The sequence below is a fragment of the Nocardia mangyaensis genome (genome assembly GCF_001886715.1).
In the GTDB taxonomy this organism is placed as follows: Bacteria; Actinomycetota; Actinomycetes; order Mycobacteriales; family Mycobacteriaceae; genus Nocardia; species Nocardia mangyaensis.
This window is the reverse complement of sequence record NZ_CP018082.1, coordinates 7,068,720-7,084,125: the sequence shown is the minus strand read 5'-3', so window position 1 is coordinate 7,084,125 and position 15,406 is coordinate 7,068,720. Positions and strand designations below refer to the sequence as shown.

Sequence of the window (15,406 nt, the reverse complement as noted above, 5' to 3'; positions counted from 1 at the left end):
CGCAGACGACCAAGAACCGGAAAATTTCTTGTCAGCGGCCGTGGATCGTCGAACGGTAGGGTCGCGCTATGCACTCGCCCGAAGTCCTGCTCGATGACAACGACGCTGTGTACGACTACTACCTGCGACATCAGCAGAATCGGTGGAAGGCGCTGGCCGCCTACGCGGTGCTCGCCCGGCGCTTCCGCCCGCGGGTGAGTTTCGCCGAGGGCGCCAAGCGGCAGTTGACGGCACTCGTCAAGAGCGGGCGCCCGGTGATCTTCGCGATCAACCACCTCTCCACCAGCGACCCGTACACCGTCGCCGCCACCGCGTGGCGCTCACCGTTGCGCGCGAAGATCGGGCGGGTTCGGGTGCTGGCCAAGGACGAGCTGTTCCTCGATCCCGAGCAGCGTCGCAAGGTCGACATGATGGGCGGGATCCCGGTGTTCCGCGGCAAGGACCACGGCATCCGGGCGGTCAACGCCGCTGGTCAGCGGATGATGGATGTGTGCGCGCAGCGACTGGCCAACGGTGATCACCTCGCGGTCTTCCCCGAGGGCACCTGCAACCACGTCGATCCGGCGACGGTGCAGGCGGTCGGCAGCGGCATCGGCCACATCGCGTTCCGCGCGGCCAAGCTGGGTGCCCCGCCCGCGCTGGTCGCCCTCGCCATGAGCTACGGACCGCGCCCCGACCCCGCCATCGCACCGACCGCCGAGGAAGTGGTGTCGGCCGCGTTCTACTTCCGTGCGCCGGTACTGGAACTACCGCAGCGACCCGCCGACATCGCCCGGCTCGCCAAGGACGAACTGCAACACGCCGTCGACGGGGCCGTCGCCCACTACTGAGGCAGTCCGAACAGCGCCCGCGAGCGCTGCGGGACCAGCGAGATGTATTCGGGATGGGTGTTGACGAAATGCAGCGCCACCGGACACAGCGGCAGCACGCTGAACCCCTCGGCGCGGCTGGCGTCCATCGTCGCCTGGATCAGTACGTTCGCCAGGCCCCTGCCCTCGAACCTGGGATAGATCTCGGTGTGCACGAGACCGCGCTCGTCCCCGGTGTCCTGGTACTCGATATATCCGGCGGGGGCCCCGTCGGCGGTGAGTTCGAACCGCTCCAGCGCGGCATTCTTGCGGACCTCGGTCGCCATGCCCCGACGCTAGCACCCTTGGCGCACCGCGCCGCGCGTGTCCGCGGCCCGGTGGGGCCCGCCGGTCAGGGCACCCGCGGCTCGCTCCTTCGTCGCCTACGCCGCGGCACCTGACCGACCGGACGGGGCCCACCTCGAGGTCGGGCGTGGTGGGTGCGTTCGGGGGTGTGGGACTTGTTGGTGGCGGGTTTCGATTCGAGCCCGGAGAATGTCGGGATGACCGTCCGACCGCGTGTGGTGCTCGCCCCCGACAAGTTCAAGGGTTCGCTCGCCGCGCCCGAGGTCGCGGCGGCGCTGGCCACTGGAATACGCCGGGGCGCGCCCGCCGCGGACGTGCGGTGCGTGCCGGTGGCCGATGGCGGTGACGGCATGGTCGACGCCTTCGCGGCCGCGGGCTGGCGGCGTGTCGAAGTCCGCGCGCCGGGGCCGACCGGCGAGTCGTCGACGGCGGTATACGCCGTGCACGGCGACACCGCCGTGGTCGAGTTGGCCTCGGCGGTCGGGCTGGTGAAGCTGCCCGGCGGCAGGCTCGACCCGCTCGGGGCGAGCACCTACGGGCTGGGTGTGGTGGTCGCGCACGCGCTCGACAACGGTGCGCGCGAGATCGTGCTCGGGCTCGGCGGCAGTGCCTCCACCGACGGCGGCGCCGGTCTGCTGCGGGCGCTGGGCTTGCGGCTGCTCGATCGGGTGGGCCGGGAGCTGACCGCCGGGGTGAACGGCTCCGGCGATGTCGCTGCGCTGCTGCGGCAGGTGTGCTCGGTCGACCGGGCCGGGCTCGCCCCCGCCGTCGCGCAGGCGCGCTTCACGCTGGCCTGCGATGTGGACAATCCGCTGCTCGGCCCGGCGGGCGCGGTCGCGGTGTACGCGGCGCAGAAGGGTGCCAGCGCGCGGCAGATGGTGGAACTGGAAGCGGCGCTGTCGAATTGGGCAGCGGTGCTCGGCAAGGGCTACGCCGAGATCGGCGGTGCGGGCGCGGCGGGCGGCACCGGGTTCGGCGCGCTGGCGGTGCTCGGCGCGCAGGTGCGCAGCGGGATCGATGTGGTGCTCGAGCTGCTGGAATTCCCCGCGCTGGTGCAGGGGGCGGCGCTGGTCGTCACCGGGGAGGGCTCGTTGGACCACCAGAGCATGCACGGCAAGGCTCCGGTCGGGGTCGCGGCGGCGGCCAAGGCGGCCGGAGTACCGGTGGTCGCGGCGGTGGGGCGAACCCTGTTGTCGCCGGGGGAGATTCGGGCCGCCGGATTCGCCGGGTGCTATCCGCTCAGCGCGATCGAGGCCGATCCCGCGCGGTCGATGGCGCGGGCGTCGGAGTTGCTGGAACGCATCGGCGAGCGCATCGCCGCCCGGCACCTGTAGCTACAGCGCCACGCCGACCTGGGCGGGCAGGGTCTTCGCGCTCAACTCGGCGCGGTGCTGGTCGCCCCAGCGCTCCAGCGGTGCCAGCGCGACGCGCAGGGTGTCGCCGAGCGGGGTCAGCGAGTATTCGACGCGCGGCGGGATCTCGGGATAGATCTCGCGGTGCACCACGCCGGAGCTCTCCAGCTGGCGCAGATTCTCGGTGAGCACCTTCTCGCTCACCCCGTCGAGCATGCGCCGGATCTGGCCGAATCGCTGTGGTCCGTCGCCGAGCACCCACATCAGATGCAGTTTCCACTTGCCGCCCACCACATCGATGGCCAGGCTCATGCCGCACGTGTCGTGATCTACGTCACTGTTCATCTCCGGGTGCACCTCTCTGACCGTATTTCGAACCTCGAGGTAAGCAACCACACTCCGACGTTCGGTCTTCCCCGACGATACCCGCGCCGACCACCATGGATTTCGGCGCCGAACCATCCAGTATCGAGAATCGAAGGGGCATCAGATGTCCGAGCAGAACAACAACCGCTCCGTTTCCGTCCTCGGCCTCGGCCCGATGGGGCAGGCCATGGTGCGCGCCTTCCTCGCGGCCGGTGTCGAGGTGACGGTGTGGAACCGCAGCACCGCCAAGGTCGACGCCATGGTCGAACTCGGCGCCAAGCGCGCCGAGACCGTCGCCGAGGCGCTGGCGGCCAACGAGGTGTCGGTGCTGAGCCTGACCCACTACGCCGCCATGTACGACGTACTCGGCCAGGCGTCGGAAGCCTTGCCGGGCAAGGTGATCGCCAACATGTCCTCCGATTCGCCGGAGAAGGCGCGCGCCGGTGCGGCCTGGGTGCGCGAGCGTGGCGCGCAGTTCCTCTCCGGCGGCGTGATGTCGGCGGGCGACAACATCGAGCACCCGGCGTCCTACATCTTCTACAGCGGTCCGAAAGCGGTCTTCGACGCGCACGCCGAGTTGTTGCGCCCGCTGAGCCCGCAGGAGTACCTGGGCGCCGACGACGGCCTCGCGCAGATCTTCTACCAGGCCCTGTTGACGGTCTTCCATCCGTGGCTGATCGCCTTCGACCAGGCCACCGCGATGATCGCCCGCTCGGGCCACGACATCGCCCAGTTCGTGCCCTTCGCGGTGCGCTCGAGCGAGGCGTACCCGTACTTCATGGAGGAGTTCTCGGTCGCCAACCAGAACGGCGGCTGGGCCGACCTGGCCAGCCTGAGGATGATGGACGCAGGTGCCCAGCACATCATCGACGCCAGTGAGGAGGTCGGTGTCGATGCCGGGTTCTCCCACCTCGCCCAGACCTACTGGCGCAAGGCCATTGCCGCCAGCGAGGCAGCGGGCAAGCCGGTCTCGACCTTCGAACTGATCAAGGGGCAGTGAATCCGATGCCGTTCCGATTGATCCGGGGCCCAGCGTGATTCACGCACCTTTCCGTCCGGCGCCAGGTGGTGCCGGACGGAAAAGGGTGTTCACGCGGTCTCGGCGCCGAGGCGAGGGAACGGCTCGGTGGAGAACACCACCTCCACCGCCACCTCGAAATAGGCCGCGATCCGCAGGGCCAGGTGCAAGCTGGGGCTGTATTCGCCCCGTTCGAGATAGCCCACGGTCTGGTAATGCACGCCGAGCGCCTCGGCCAGGTCCCGCCGCGAGATGCAGCGCTCGGCGCGCAGCATCGCGATGCGGTTGTAGATGACCTCAGAAGGCACGCTGCATCGCCTTTTCCCGACGAGCCGCCATCGCCGAGCCGGACTCGCGACTGGCCATGCGCCGCAACACGATCGGCGCGCAGACCAGGCCGACTATCGCCCAGACCCCCAGTACCGCAAGGGTTTCCCCGTGTCGCCAGGACTCACCCAGCTCGATGACGACCGTCTCGGCGGGCAGCAGTGCCGAGCGCATACCGAGGCCGAGCCAGTACATCGGGAACACCTGGCCGATCGCCTGCAGCCAGCCGGGTAGCGCGGTGATCGGATAGAAGATGCCGGAGATGGCGATCAGGCCCATCAGCGGCATGGTCAGCAGGAACGCCGTGCGGGTGTCGAGCGCGCTACCCAGGATCGCGCCGATCGGTAGCGAGGCCAGCAGGCCAAGTGCCAGCACCCACACGAAGGTCAGCACCGCGCCGAATCCGGACAGCGAGCTGCCGCCGATGATCACCATGCTCACACCGAGCACGATAACCACCTGTGCGATCACCGAGCCCGCGGTGGCCACGATCTTGCCGGTGAAGTAGCCGACCATGCCGCCCGGCACGGCCTTCGCGCGCAGCAGGGTGCCGTCCTCCCGGTCGAGAACCAGCACGTTGAGCAGGGCGTACATCCCGTTGAAGGCGATGATGCTGCCGAGCAGACCGGGCACGGCCAGCTCGGCCACGGACATGCCGGTCTCGCCGTAAGTCTTGTCGCGCAGCAGGAACAGCACGCCGAGTGTGATGGCCGGGGTGACGAACTGGCCGATCAGATCGGGGGCGTTGGTGTAGGCCTGGCGCAGTTCGATCACGCCGCGGGCGAGTCCGGCGCGCAGGGCGGTGGCGTTCATCGGGTGACCTCCGTGAGGCTGTGGACGGCGAGGTCATCGGCGCCGGATTCGGCCCGCCGGACCAGGGTCATGTAGGTGTCCTCGAGCGAGGCGCGGCGCACCTCGAGATCGCCGATCCCGTCGCCGTGCTGTCGGAACAGCTCGTGCACGAACTTGGTCGACTCGGTGGTGGTGTGCACGAACCGCTGATCGTCGGCGGTCCAGCTGACCTGGGCTTCGCCCGCGACGGAGCGGGACAGTTCGTCGGGGGAGCCGTCGGCGATGATCCGGCCGCCGGCCAGGATCAGGATCCGGTCGGCGAGTTTCTCGGCCTCGTCCAGATCGTGCGTGGTGAGCAGGACGGTGGTGTCCTCCAGATCGGCCAGGCGGTGCACCAGATCGTGGAAGTCGCGCCGGGCGGCCGGATCGAAGCCCGCGGTCGGCTCGTCCATGAACAGCAACTCCGGCCTGCCGACGATGCCGATCGCCACATCGAGCCTGCGCCGCTGGCCACCGGAGAGCGTGGCGATCTTGGCACCCGTGTGCTCGGTGAGCCCGACCAGCTCGATCAGTTCGTCGGCGTCCCACGGCCGTGGCACGCCGGGTGTGGCGTAGGGCGCGTAGAACGCGCCGAGATGGGTGATCAGTTCGCGCACCCGCCATTTGGCGTGGTCACGCCAGGATTGCAGCACCACGCCGACGCGGGCGCGCCACTGCTCGTCACCGTGTTCGGGATCGGTCCCCAGCACGTCGACCCGACCGGCCGACCTCCTGCGGAACCCCTCGAGGATCTCGATCGTGGTGGTCTTGCCCGCGCCGTTGGGCCCGAGCATGACGAGTACCTCCCCGCGTCGCGCTTGAAATGTCACGTCGTGCAGGACATCGGTCTCGTCGTACCGCATCCGCAATCGCTCGACGTCGAGAACGATGTTGTTCCTCGAAGCCATGAGTCCTCCCAATCATTGACCTTCGATGATTTGTAGCATATGTACTACATTTCATTGCGTCAATGCATTCCCCGAGGTCGAACCTTTCGAAGAATGTGAGCACTGCTCTTGACAAGCCATCTCGCCGACCGCATGCTTGTCTAAACAGAGAGCAGTGCTCACATTTCAGGAGTGATCAGCATGGACAACGCCACCCGCTACCTCGTCCCCACCGGCATCGAGCCGATCATGAACAAGATCCTCAATCTGGTGCCGAAGGTGGGTATCAGCGTGGCCGGTGGCCGCCTGCTCGCCGTGCGCGGTCGTCAGAGCGGGCAGTGGCGTACCACCCTGGTCAACGTGATGACCGCCGCCGACGGCCAGCGCTATCTGGTCGCGCCTCGCGGGCACACCCAGTGGGTGCGTAATCTGCGCGCGGCGGGTGCGGGCGAACTGCGCCTCGGCCGCAAGACCGAGACGTTCACCGCCACCGAGGTCGCCGACGCCGACAAGGTGCCGCTGCTGCGCCTCTACCTGGAGAAGTGGGGCTGGGAGGTCGGCAAGTTCTTCGACGGCGTCACCAAGGACGCCACCGATGACGAACTCGCCGCCATCGCACCGGGATTCCCGGTCTTCCGCCTCGCCTGATCGCGCTCGCGCGGGGGACGACTCGTCGGGCACGGGCCGCCGACGAGTCGGGCTCACCGCCCGATTCCGGCCTGAACATTCGGGGAGGCGCAGCAGTACTCGACGGCCGCTGCGTAACCCTGGACGCCCAGGCCCGCGATGACCGCCGCCGCGATCGGGGAGACGAAGGAGTGGTGCCGGAATTCCTCGCGCGCGTGCACATTGCTGATGTGCACCTCGACGATCGGCACCTCAGGAATCACCAGCGCGTCCCGCAACGCGACCGAGGTGTGGGTGAGCCCGCCCGGATTGATCACGATCGCCGACGCCGTGCCCCTGGCCTCGTGGATCCGATCGATCAGCGCGCCTTCGTGATTGGACTGGAAGGCCACGACCTCGCGGCCGAACCGCTTCGCGGTCCGCTCGCACAGCGCCACCACGTCATCGAGGGTGTCGGCACCGTAGATCTCGGGCTGGCGGGTGCCGAGCATGTTCAGATTCGGTCCGTTGAGCACGAGAATCGGACCGGTGACCTGCACGGGATCTGCCATGTGAACACTGTATCTTCGGCGGCTGGTGCCGAGAACTACAACCCGGTCGGGCCCTCCGCGCGCAGGTCGTCGACCTTGCGCATGGCTTCACGCAGTTCGGCCAGCCAGCTCTCCGCGTGCTTGCCCGCCAGTTTCACCGTCCAGGCCAGTGCGTCGGCGCGGGAGCGGGCCACGCCTGCGTCGATCAGGGTGTCGAGGACCTGACGTTCGGGCTGGCGCAGGCGGGTCATCACCGGAACGGCGAGGTGGGTGAACAGGATTCGCTCGCCGTCGAGCCGGACACCCCAGGCGACGCTGCGGCCGTAACGCCGCTGTGCCTCGTCGGCGATCTGCATGCGGGCCGCGCGGGTCGACTCGCGGAAGCGGGCGAGCGCACCCTCCTTGGTGGCGGTCGAGGCGGGCGGCGCGCCGGCGTCGCCGGACTTCGGCGGGGGGAGCTCGCCGACCACGACGATCTCGTCGCGGTCGATCTCGATCTCCGGCGGGCCGGTGAACCAGTCGGCGGGCAATCGTCCGGCGAACCAGTCGGGGGCGTCGGCGGGGTCGGGAAGGTCGGCTTGTTGCCAGCCGCCCGGTCGGCCGAATCCGCGTTCGCGATGGGCGTTCCGCATGGAGATCACCTGCTATCGGAGTTGTTCGTTTTGCGTTGATTACAAGATTACTCCGATATTTGACTCGCGGTTTGCGCCCGGTGCGAACAGTCGCGCGAGTGGGCTGTCGTGCCTGCGTTCGGGGGTTGGGTGTCTGTGGTGCTGGGTACCCTCGCGTTGAATCGCCCGGGCAATGCGGGATCCGCACAACTCGATGGGTCCGCCGGTACCGTTGGTGAGCCAGTAGTTGCCACTGGCTGGGCGAGGTTGGAAATCACCCCCTCATTCGGGGGAGATTTCGGGCACAATCGAGGTGCCGAGGTCGGAAACCGCCCCGTTTGCCGGGGCATCGGAGACGGGTCAACTTCCGGTACGGTGGATTTGTTACCGGAGTGGCAAGAGTGAAGAGTGGGCGATATGGATGTGTGGGGATCCCGCCGCTTTCGCGCACGGGGCGCAATGGCGATCGTGGGGGTTGCGACCCTCGCCTTCGCGCTGTGCTCGTGCGCAGTGGGGGGTGCACCGAGTGAGTCGGAATCGTTGGTGCAGCGATTCACCGATCTGCTCGATGATCAGGACCACGCCAAAGCGGCGGACCTGACCTCCTATCCCGCCGCCGCTTCGGCAACCATCAAGCAAATGTTCGAAGGGCTGGAGTCCGGCACGGTCGACTACGAGCCGACCCAGGTCATCGACCTCGATCCGCAGTCGGCGATCTTCAGCCTGGACGTCGCCTGGAACTTCGGCGAGAACAAGGACTGGAGCTACACACTGCAGGGCACCGTCCGCAAGCTCGCCATCGGCTGGCGGATCTCCTGGGACCCCGCCGTGGTGATGCCGCAGCTGAAGGACAACCGCACCGTCAAGCTCGTGCGCACCACCGCCAAGCCGCCGCCCAAGATCATCGACCTGGCCGGTGACCCGCTGATGACCGAGCAGACCATCAATGTCATCAAGATCGATCCCGCCCGCACCGGCGACCTGGTGGCCACGACGAACGCGCTGGCCGCCGCCATCGAGCCGGTCGCGCCGCTGATCACCGGCCCCTCACTGATGCAGCAGTTGGCCGCGGCGGAAGGCAAGCCGGTGGTTGCGGTGAACCTTCGCGACGGTGATTTCGCGATCCTGGAACCGCGGATGGCCAAGGTGCCCGGCGTGGTGATGGAGAAGGAGCCGCGGCTGATCTCGGCCGACCGGCGCACCTGGTCGCCCATGCTCGACGCGCTGCGCGAGGTCTGGAAGGACAACCTGGCGGCCAGCGCGGGCTGGGGCGTGCAGATCTTCGAAGCCGACGGTCGGTTCGTCGACCAGATCGCCGGATACCAGGGTCCGGCCGGACCCGACATCGCCGCCACCATGGACCAGCGCCTGCAGCGCGCCGCCGAGGACGCGGTGGTCAGCGCGGGCACTCCGGCCTCGGTCGTGGCGATCCAGCCGTCGACCGGCGCGGTCGTCGCGGTCGCGCAGAACACCTACGCCACCCAGAAGGGCCCGATCGCGTTCACCGGCCTGTACCCGGCGGGCGGCACCATGGAGTTGTTCCGCACGGTCGCCGCCGCGATCGCGAACAAGCCGCCGCAGGAGATCTCGGAGCAGGAAGCCGCCGAGGCGGCGACCGCGCTCGGGGTCGGCGTCGACTTCAAGGTGCCCGGCCTCGACGAGGTGACCGGCCGGATCAGCGCACCCGGCCGCAATACCGAGCAGGTGCGCCAGGGCGCCGGGGCCGACGCGGTGCTGGCCAGTCCCTTCGGGATGGCGATCGCCGCGGCGGCGATCTCGCGCGGGTCGGTGGTGGCGCCGATGATCGAAACGGGCAAGCCGAGCGCCAGCGAGACCCCGATCCCCGAACTGCCGCAGGCAGCGGTCGACCGGCTGCGCGGCCTCATGCACGAGGGCATCGGCAAGCCGGAGACCGCCGCGCTGCGCGGGTTCCGCGACATCACCGCCTTCGCGGCCACCGGCGGCGCCGACGGCTGGCTGCTCGCCACCATGGGCGACCTGGTCTTCGCGGTCCATATCGCCGACGTCGACAGCCGTGACGCCACCTCGCGCCTGGCGGCCGTCATGCTGAAATCGCTGGCCACGCCAGAACCATAGGAAGTTGGCATCCGCCTGAACAACCGTGTTTGGTGAGCACATGGGTAACTCATCGGGTATGGGCGAACGCCACCCCTGGCATCCGGCGGTCGCGTCGCGAACGGCAGCGGCTCCTGAGTCGGGCCGGAATCACGGGGAGGCGGGACAGTGAGATTCGCGCCGCTCGCTGTCGATGCTCTGTTGGTGATCGTTTTCTGCGCGATCGGCAGGCGTAGTCACGATGAAGCGGTGCTGGCCGGGCTGGTGCAGACCGTGTGGCCCTTCGCGATCGGGTTGCTCATCGGCTGGGCGCTTGCCATGGCCGTCGCCCGCAACACCCGCTTCGACGCGACGGCACTGTGGCCGAGCGGAATCCTGATCTGGCTCGGCACCCTCGCCGGTGGTATGGCTCTGCGCGCGGTCAGTGGCCAGGGTGTCGCGGTGAGCTTCGTGATCGTCGCGGCCGGTGTGCTCGCGCTGTTCCTGCTCGGCTGGCGGGCCGCGGCCGGGGCACTGCGCAGCTGACTCAGATCCGCCGCTGCTGCTTGAACTCTTGTTCGTATTCTTCGTCGTCGGCCTGGGGCGTGCGGAACAGGAACGCGATGACGATCCAGCCGACGATGGCGACCAGGATGAAGCTGACCAGCCGATAGATGAACGCGGCGGCGACCGCCTGTGCGGCGGGCAGCCCGGCGGCCGCGGTGAGGCCGTAGATCAGGGTGGCGTCCACGTAGACGATGCCGCCCGGCGCGAACGGAATCGACCCCACCGCCTTGCCCGCCGCGAAGGCGATGAGCAGGCCGGACAGCTTGGGGTCGGCACCGATGGCGTAGCAGGCGGCGCCCAGACAGGCCACGTCGGCGAAGCGGTGCGTCACCGCCCAGACGCCGACCAGCGCGCCGTCGCGCTTGCCCAGTTCGACCGATTCCAGCTGAGCCCTGATCTCGGCGAGCTTGGCGATGCCGTGCTCGGCCGACTTCTTGCGCAGCCGGTTGACCAGCGCGAGCACCCGCCGCAGGATCGCCTCCATGGCCCCCGGATGCCGGGCGAGGTAGTTGCCCGCGATCAGCACCGCGGCCAGCAGCACCACCGTGGCGATGAGTTTGACCCCGATCCCCCTGCCGACCAGCGCGGCACCGGCGATGCCGAGCAGCGCCAGCCCGGCGGCGGCGACCACGCCGGAGAAGACCAGTTGCCAGGACGCCACGATCGGACTCGCGCCCCAGCGCCGGGTCTGGCGGTAGGTGAAGGCGGTGGAGAAGACCTGACCGGCGGGCAGCGTCAGCGACATGGCCGTCGCGCCGTAGACCACCGACACCGATTTGCCCTGGCTGACATCCACCCCACCCGCGTGCAGCAGCTGCTTCTGCACCAGGCCGAACCCGCTCATCGAGACCGCCTGCGCGACAATGCACAGCACCAGCCAGCCCCAGTGGATCTCGGTGAGCGTGCGCCAGGATTCGTGCAGGCGTGGCCACAGGTAGATGCCCTCGCCGATCAACAGGGCGAGCAGTACCGTGCCGAGCACCCATTTCACCCACCAGAACCGGCGGCGGCGCTCAGCCGGGGCATGCTCGCCTGCTAGGTCGCCGTCGGCCGTCACGGTCTCAGCCTAACGAACGCAACTGTTCTCCCAGCTCCTCGCCGGGCGCGGCGGTTGCCGACTTCGGCCAGGCCAGCCGGGTTTTCCTGCGTCTGCCACGCAGCTGGACCTCGTCGCCGGTCTCCCAATGGACTTGCTCGCTTTCGTCGGCGAAGTACAGCGCGCTGCCCGAAGCGAGGACGCGGCCGGGTTGATCTTTGGCCAGTTCGGTGAGCCGGGACGCCTCGTTGACGGGGTCGCCGATCACGGTGTATTCGAATCGGTTCGCGGCGCCGATGTTTCCGGCGACGGCCAGGCCCGCCGACACGCCGATGCCGACATCGAGGCTGGTCACCTCGCGCAGCGCGGCCCGCAGATCGCGGGCCGCGGCCAGGGCGGCGCTCGGCGCGTCGGGGCGGTCCAAGGGCGCGCCGAAGATGGCCAGCGCGGCATCGCCGACGAACTTGTTGACGAAACCGTGGTGGCGGTCGATCACGTCGACCACCACCCGGAAGAACTCGTTGAGCAGGCTGACGACCTCGGTCGGCGGACGTTCGGCGGCCGCGGCGGTCGAGCCGACCATGTCGACGAACAACACCGCCACGAACCGGGTCTCACCACCGAGTTCGGTGCCGTAGTCCAGCGCGCGCTGGGCCACGTCCTCACCGACGTGCTGGCCGAACAGTTCCTGCAGTTGCCGCCGCTTGGCCGCCTCTTCCATCATCCGGTTGAAGCCCACCTGCAGCAGCCCGATCTCACTGCCGTCATAGACCTCGACCTGCACATCGCGCGCGCCGGCCTGGACCCGGTTGATGGCCTGGGACAGCTGACGCACCGGGTCGGAGATGGAGGAACCGGTGAGCATCGACAGCGCCAGCGCCTGCAGGATCACCACGCCACACAGCAGCAGGATCGAGATGGCCAGCGATTCGGCCGAGAACTTCACGTCGGAGGAGATCTGGGTGACGCACAGCAGCACGATCGCGATGGTCGGCGCGAAGGTGCCCATGCCCCAGGTCATCGCCATTCTGGTGCCGACGCCGGGAGTGAGGGTGTGGTCGAAGGTGCCCGCGGTCAGCGCCTCGGCGGCGACCGGGCGCAGAATGCGTTCGCCGAGCATGTAGGTGAAGCCGAACACGATGGTCGCGGCCATGCACTCGGTGACGATGACCGCGCCGGCCAGCTCGGGCGATTCGGCGATGATCAGCGCGGCCAGCACGGCGCCGCCGATGATCCACAACACCAGGTGCACGATGGACTGGCGCAGCGGCACGTGCAGCGCCGCCATCTGTTCCTGCCTGCTCGGCGGCCCGCCGCGCATCTGCCAGCGCATCACCGGGCGCAACATCAGCGTGGCGGCGAAGATACTGAGTACCGCGGCCACGCCGAAGACCAGCAGCGGCGCGAGCAGCCCGATCTGGCGCACCCCGTCGGGGTCGCCTTCGGGCACCGGCAGGCCGTATTGGATGAACGTCCACACCAGCACCGCGCCGAAGGCGTTGGCCAGCAGTATCGAGGTCAGATACAGCGGCCAGCGCGTTCGCATGGTCTGTTTGACCGCTTCCAGGGGCGCCGACACGACCACCAATCTAGCGTTGTGACCGATAGGCTCTCTCGAGTGACCGACCAGAAGGTAGATTCCGGCCCCGCGTCCGCGCCGTGGCGTTCGGACGCCGAGGCCGTGCATCCCCTGGTCCGTAAAGCCGCCGCGTGGAGTTGGCGACTGCTGATCATCTTCGCCGCCGTGCTCGCGGTGGGGATGCTGGTGCAGAAGTTCGACACCGTGGTCATCCCGCTGGCGATCGCGCTGCTCGCGGCCGCGCTGCTCGCCCCACTGGTCGACTGGCTGCAGCGGGTGGGGATTCCGCGCGGTCTCGGCGTGTTCGTCGCGTTGGTCGGCTCGATCGGGCTGCTCGCCGGGATCATGACCTTCGTCGTCGAACAGTTCATCGCCGGCGTGCCCGCGCTGTCCAGCGAGATCACCGACAGCGTGCACAAGGTCCAGGACTGGCTGATCAACGGCCCGGCGCACCTGAGCGACGAGCAGATCCGCAACGCGGGCGACACCATCGTGCGCACCATTCAGGACAACCAGGACAGCCTCACCAGTGGCGCGCTGACCACGGCGACCGCCATCGGTCACATCGTGGCGGGCGCGTTCCTGATCCTGTTCATCCTGATCTTCTTCCTCTACGGCGGCGAGCAGATCTGGAACTTCGTCACCAGGGTGATCCCCACCGCGCATCGGGAGAAGGTCCGCACCGCCGGTGAACTGGGGTTCGGGACGCTGGTCGGGTTCGTGCGCGCCACCGTCGTGGTGGCGGGGGTCGACGCGATCGGGATCGGCGCCGGACTGGCGATTCTGCACGTCCCGTTGGCGTTGCCGCTGGCCTCGCTGGTGTTCATCAGCGCGTTCATCCCGATCATCGGCGCGTTCTTCGCCGGGTTCGTCGCGGTCTTCATCGCCTTGGTCACCAAGGGGCTGGTGACCGCGCTGATCGTGCTCGGCATCATCATCGCGGTGATGCAGCTGGAAGGCCATGTGCTGCAGCCGTTGCTGCTCGGCCGGGCCGTGAGCATCCATCCGCTGGCCGTGGTGCTGGCGATCACCGCGGGCCTGGTCGTCGGCGGGATCGCGGGCGCGCTGCTCGCGGTGCCGCTGATCGCGGTGTGCAACACCGCGATCCGGTATCTGCTCGCCGAGAGCCCGGAGGAGGTCTACAGCGATCTCGCCGGTGGCGAGGACCGAAGACTCTTCGCCGCGGAGCCGGACAAACCCGAGGCGGGCCGGTTCGACATCGGGCGCGTGCTGCGCAAGGAAGAACACAGGATCGAGCCGGAGCCCGGCGATGCGGACCCACACAGCTGAGCTGAGTTCGGCCGACGCGGCGACCGCGCCCCTGTGGCGGGCTGCCCAGGCGTTTCGGCTGGTCACGCTGCTGTACGCGATCGGCCAGCAGATCGCGTCGGTGTCGTACTACGAGCATCCGCGACTGAGCTGGATGCTGATCGCGCTGATGGTGATCTGGTCGGGCAGTTCGGCGCTGCTGCTCTCGCAGTGGTACTTCCCCGAGGCCACCGGGCGGATTCGCGGCTGGGTGGTGTTCGGTGATCAGGTGGTGACCGTCGCGCTGATTGCCTCGACCCGCCTGGTCGCCGATTACGACTGGTACCACGGACATCAGACCCTGCCGACGACGCTGTGGATCGCGAATTCGGTGATCTCGATGGCCATCCTGCGCGGTCCGGTCGCCGGGGTCCTCGCCGGGCTCGGCATGTCGGCGGTGGTGGTGACGGTGCGTGAGCAGTGGGGACAGGACGTGTGGGGCGATGCCACCGCACCGGTACTCGTCTCGGTCGGATTGGCTCTCGGTTTGGCCGCCAATACCGCGCGACGGGCCCAGGGCCAGCTCGAACGCGCCCTGCGCATCACCGCGGCCGCGCAGGAACGCGAGCGGCTCGCGCGCGAGGTGCACGACGGCGTGCTGCAGGTCTTGGCCTACATCAAACGCCGTGGTGACGAGATCGGCGGTTCAGCGGCCGAACTCGCGCAGCGGGCAGGCGAGCAGGAGGTGGCGCTGCGGGTACTGCTGTCCGAGCAGGGCGAGCGACCGGATTCCGGTGCCGCCGAGGTGGATCTGCGGCCCTTGCTGACCACCCTGGCCACACCGAAGGTGTCGGTGGCGACCCCCGGTGAGCCGGTGCTCATCGGGCGTGGCGCCGCGCACGAGATCGCCGCCGCGGTGGTGACCGCGCTGTCGAATGTCGAGTTGCACGCCGGGGCGGGCGCGAAAGCCTATGTGCTGCTGGAGGACACCGGTGACATGCTGGTGGTGAGCGTGCGCGACGACGGCGCCGGGATTCCGGCCGGTCGTCTCGCCGCGGCGGAAGCCGAAGGGCGGATGGGGGTTTCGCGCTCCATCGTCGGGCGGATCGGCGCGCTGGGCGGGGTCGCGGAACTGCTCACCGAGGGCGCGAACTTCGGCACCGAATGGGAATTCCGGATCCCGCGCCACCCGGCGCGCTGAGCGAGGCAGGAGCGACG

General features: G+C 68.7%; 17 protein-coding genes. 8 read left to right on the top strand and 9 right to left on the bottom strand.

Annotated elements, in window-relative coordinates; all coding sequences use genetic code 11:
* The first annotated feature begins 68 nt into the window (after positions 1 to 68).
* Complete coding sequence (locus BOX37_RS32170) at positions 69 to 830, top strand: lysophospholipid acyltransferase family protein (RefSeq protein ID WP_071930901.1); 762 nt, start codon at positions 69 to 71, stop codon at positions 828 to 830.
* On the opposite strand, the gene BOX37_RS32165 is transcribed toward BOX37_RS32170, so the two are convergent.
* Positions 824 to 1,135 (bottom strand): GNAT family N-acetyltransferase, encoded by a 312-nt coding sequence (locus BOX37_RS32165; RefSeq protein ID WP_071930900.1) that lies wholly within the window; start codon positions 1,133 to 1,135, stop codon positions 824 to 826. The two genes, BOX37_RS32170 and BOX37_RS32165, sit on opposite strands and share 7 nt — an antisense overlap.
* A gap of 216 nt (positions 1,136 to 1,351) precedes the next feature.
* Between BOX37_RS32165 and BOX37_RS32160 the strand changes: the two genes are divergently transcribed.
* A complete protein-coding gene (locus BOX37_RS32160; RefSeq protein WP_071930899.1) occupies positions 1,352 to 2,488 on the top strand; it encodes a glycerate kinase in 1,137 nt (378 codons plus the stop codon).
* Here BOX37_RS32160 and BOX37_RS32155 read toward each other — a convergent pair whose 3' ends face one another.
* Positions 2,489 to 2,851 (bottom strand): winged helix-turn-helix transcriptional regulator, encoded by a 363-nt coding sequence (locus BOX37_RS32155; protein ID WP_071930898.1) that lies wholly within the window; start codon positions 2,849 to 2,851, stop codon positions 2,489 to 2,491.
* A gap of 115 nt (positions 2,852 to 2,966) precedes the next feature.
* Here BOX37_RS32155 and BOX37_RS32150 point away from each other — a divergent pair, with 115 nt between their 5' ends.
* The gene (locus BOX37_RS32150) at positions 2,967 to 3,872 is read left to right on the top strand and encodes an NAD(P)-dependent oxidoreductase (protein ID WP_276207276.1); all 906 of its coding nucleotides are present in this window, start codon (positions 2,967 to 2,969) and stop codon (positions 3,870 to 3,872) included.
* Positions 3,873 to 3,961: 89 nt separating this feature from the next.
* Here the strand turns inward: BOX37_RS32150 and BOX37_RS32145 are convergent, their stop codons facing one another.
* Genes BOX37_RS32145 through BOX37_RS32135 form a run of 3 tightly spaced genes read right to left on the bottom strand, consistent with a single transcriptional unit; the run spans position 3,962 to position 5,956 of the window.
* Positions 3,962 to 4,198 (bottom strand): helix-turn-helix transcriptional regulator, encoded by a 237-nt coding sequence (locus tag BOX37_RS32145; RefSeq protein ID WP_071930896.1) that lies wholly within the window; start codon positions 4,196 to 4,198, stop codon positions 3,962 to 3,964.
* Complete coding sequence (locus BOX37_RS32140; RefSeq protein ID WP_071930895.1) at positions 4,188 to 5,030, bottom strand: ABC transporter permease; 843 nt, start codon at positions 5,028 to 5,030, stop codon at positions 4,188 to 4,190. The genes BOX37_RS32145 and BOX37_RS32140 overlap by 11 nt, the downstream gene beginning before the upstream one ends.
* Positions 5,027 to 5,956, bottom strand: a complete 930-nt coding sequence (locus BOX37_RS32135; RefSeq protein ID WP_071930894.1) for an ABC transporter ATP-binding protein — start codon at positions 5,954 to 5,956, stop codon at positions 5,027 to 5,029. The genes BOX37_RS32140 and BOX37_RS32135 overlap by 4 nt, the downstream gene beginning before the upstream one ends.
* A 180-nt stretch (positions 5,957 to 6,136) precedes the next feature.
* On the opposite strand from BOX37_RS32135, the gene BOX37_RS32130 reads away from it, so the two are divergent.
* Entirely contained in the window at positions 6,137 to 6,583 is a 447-nt protein-coding gene (locus tag BOX37_RS32130; protein WP_071930893.1) for a nitroreductase family deazaflavin-dependent oxidoreductase, read from the top strand.
* Between the two features lie 53 nt (positions 6,584 to 6,636).
* Here the strand turns inward: BOX37_RS32130 and aroQ are convergent, their stop codons facing one another.
* Complete coding sequence (gene aroQ, locus BOX37_RS32125; protein ID WP_071930892.1) at positions 6,637 to 7,113, bottom strand: type II 3-dehydroquinate dehydratase; 477 nt, start codon at positions 7,111 to 7,113, stop codon at positions 6,637 to 6,639.
* 35 nt (positions 7,114 to 7,148) lie between these two features.
* Positions 7,149 to 7,724 carry a hypothetical protein gene (locus BOX37_RS32120; protein WP_071932060.1) on the bottom strand — a complete coding sequence of 192 codons (576 nt, stop codon included), beginning with the start codon at positions 7,722 to 7,724 and terminating at the stop codon, positions 7,149 to 7,151.
* A 522-nt stretch (positions 7,725 to 8,246) separates the two neighbouring features.
* Between BOX37_RS32120 and BOX37_RS32115 the strand changes: the two genes are divergently transcribed.
* Both BOX37_RS32115 and BOX37_RS32110 read left to right on the top strand, forming a co-directional pair.
* On the top strand, positions 8,247 to 9,800 hold the full coding sequence (locus BOX37_RS32115; protein ID WP_240505135.1) for an NTF2-like N-terminal transpeptidase domain-containing protein: 1,554 nt from the start codon (positions 8,247 to 8,249) through the stop codon (positions 9,798 to 9,800).
* Positions 9,801 to 9,947: 147 nt separating this feature from the next.
* On the top strand, positions 9,948 to 10,304 hold the full coding sequence (locus BOX37_RS32110; protein WP_071930890.1) for a DUF3054 domain-containing protein: 357 nt from the start codon (positions 9,948 to 9,950) through the stop codon (positions 10,302 to 10,304).
* 1 nt (position 10,305) lies between these two features.
* Here BOX37_RS32110 and BOX37_RS32105 read toward each other — a convergent pair whose 3' ends face one another.
* Positions 10,306 to 11,382 (bottom strand): lysylphosphatidylglycerol synthase transmembrane domain-containing protein, encoded by a 1,077-nt coding sequence (locus tag BOX37_RS32105; protein WP_071930889.1) that lies wholly within the window; start codon positions 11,380 to 11,382, stop codon positions 10,306 to 10,308.
* Positions 11,383 to 11,386: 4 nt separating this feature from the next.
* On the bottom strand, positions 11,387 to 12,907 hold the full coding sequence (locus tag BOX37_RS32100; protein ID WP_206045942.1) for an adenylate/guanylate cyclase domain-containing protein: 1,521 nt from the start codon (positions 12,905 to 12,907) through the stop codon (positions 11,387 to 11,389).
* Positions 12,908 to 12,979: 72 nt separating this feature from the next.
* Between BOX37_RS32100 and BOX37_RS32095 the strand changes: the two genes are divergently transcribed.
* Both BOX37_RS32095 and macS read left to right on the top strand, forming a co-directional pair.
* Positions 12,980 to 14,230 (top strand): AI-2E family transporter, encoded by a 1,251-nt coding sequence (locus BOX37_RS32095; protein WP_071930888.1) that lies wholly within the window; start codon positions 12,980 to 12,982, stop codon positions 14,228 to 14,230.
* Entirely contained in the window at positions 14,211 to 15,389 is a 1,179-nt protein-coding gene (gene macS / locus BOX37_RS32090) for a MacS family sensor histidine kinase (protein ID WP_071930887.1), read from the top strand. The genes BOX37_RS32095 and macS overlap by 20 nt, the downstream gene beginning before the upstream one ends.
* The last annotated feature ends 17 nt before the right edge of the window (positions 15,390 to 15,406 follow it).